1 protein-coding gene is annotated in these 1,824 nt (G+C 68.6%); it reads left to right on the top strand.

From position 1 onward, the window contains the following. Positions 1 to 1,824: DUF11 domain-containing protein (locus E7Z54_RS02130; protein ID WP_168798120.1), on the top strand; the 1,824-nt coding region annotated here is incomplete at both ends.

Raw genomic sequence — 1,824 nt, 5'->3', positions numbered from 1 at the left:
ACGCCGCCGTCGAGCATCTCCGAGGACGGGATGACGCTGACGTGCAACTTCGGCACGGTCGTGCAGGGCACGGCGATCGTCCTGCAGACCCCCGTGGTCGCCAACGGCAGCACCAACGAGGAGATCGTGATCGACGGCACCAGCCCGAGCGGTGAGAAGGTCACGCTGCCGCCGATCTTGATCCGCAACCCCTTCGCGCTGGACATGCAGTTCGCCGGTACGTCCTGGTACGCCGGCAACTGGGACGACGTCCGCAACCCCAGCTACGTCGACGTTCCGTTCAACTGGTCGCTGCGGCTGGGCAACGGCTCCGACCCGGGCCCCGACACGGTGAGCTACCGGTTGACCCTGGCGGACGTGAACGGCAACCCGGTCGTGCTCGGCACCCACCCCTCCGGGGTCGGTCTGCCGGACAACTACGGGAAGCAGGGCTGCACCGAGCACGACCTGGGTCAGGCCGACGGGCACCCGTACTCCACGGTGCCGTCGAACCCGCGACACACGAACTTCGTCGGCTCCTGCACGCTGGCCCCGGTCGCGGGCCAGCCGGGAGTGTTCACGCTGACGCTGAGCGACATCAACTACGACCTGCTGAACGCGCCCACCCACGACTCCTTCGGCAACCCGCTCCCGACGGACTGGGACTACGTGGCCGCCGGCCAGATGTGGTTCCGCGTCCTCACCGATCAGAGCGGGTCGGTCCGGTTGACGTCGGACGCGCCGACCTACAGGGCGCCGACCGGCCAGCAGTACACGGACCTGGCCGGCAACAACGCGGCCACCAAGACCTACACGCTGCCGGGCGGGTTCAGCTCCGCGTGGATCCGTTGGTACACGGGCAACGGCGGCGACCGGTGGGACGACACCTATCGTGTGCCGACCGGCACCACGACGTGGACCTACACCGCCAACCACTTCAGCGCCGACGAGGTGCCGTCGACCGCGCGGTACGGCGTGTGCCAGGTCCTCGATGCCCAGTACGTCGACTTCAATCCCACGGCCGAGCGACCGATCGAGTACTGGGTGAGCCTGGAGAACCAGGCCGGGAAGAAGCTGGACGGCCCGCCTGCCGGCGCCGTGGTCGAGTACTACACCGGTGGCACGGGCGATCCCAACACCTTCAGCTGCGGCGTGGGCACCTGGTCCTCGACACCGCCGGCGAACGAGGCGGTGACCGCGGTCCGGATGACCTACCCGCACTCGGCGTACGCCGCGGAGGGCGCGATCGGCATCCAGTTCCGCGTGCCCACGAGGATCCAGGACGACGTGGCCATCGGTCAGGACATCTGGACGTTCGGCTCCTACCTGCGCAACGGCACCTGGGTGTCGGACGCCGACTACCGGCCGATCACCGAGACTCCCGGCGAGCGGTACCCCCACACCAACGCTCGCCGCGACGTGGTGTGGGTGGTGCTGGCCACTCCGGCGATCCGGAAGTCCTCGGCGCAGAACACGGTGACGCCGGGGGTCCCGGCGGAGTTCACGCTGACGTACTCGGCCAACGGCACGGGCACGATCGCGCCGGAGGTGGACGGGTATGTGATCCGGGACGTGCTGCCGGAGGGGATGACGTATGTGGATGGGTCGGCCTCGCCGGCGCCGGCGATCTCGACCGACGCGCAGAATCGCCAGGTGCTGACCTGGACGCTGAACGATGTGCCGACCAACACGCCGAACCAGCTGGTCTACGAGGCCGTGGCTGCTGCGGGAATTCCGGCGGGTACGCCGTTGACGAACACGGCGGTGTCCAGTCTGGCTGGTGAGACCTCGGCGCCGGCGTCGAAGACGGTGACCACGACCACGAACGGGTACACGATCATCTCC

Source organism: Nocardioides sp., from assembly GCF_004803405.1.
Taxonomy (GTDB): domain Bacteria; phylum Actinomycetota; class Actinomycetes; order Propionibacteriales; family Nocardioidaceae; genus Nocardioides; species Nocardioides vastitatis.
Note: the sequence above shows the minus strand (reverse complement) of the source record. Positions and strands in the feature narration are given on the sequence as shown.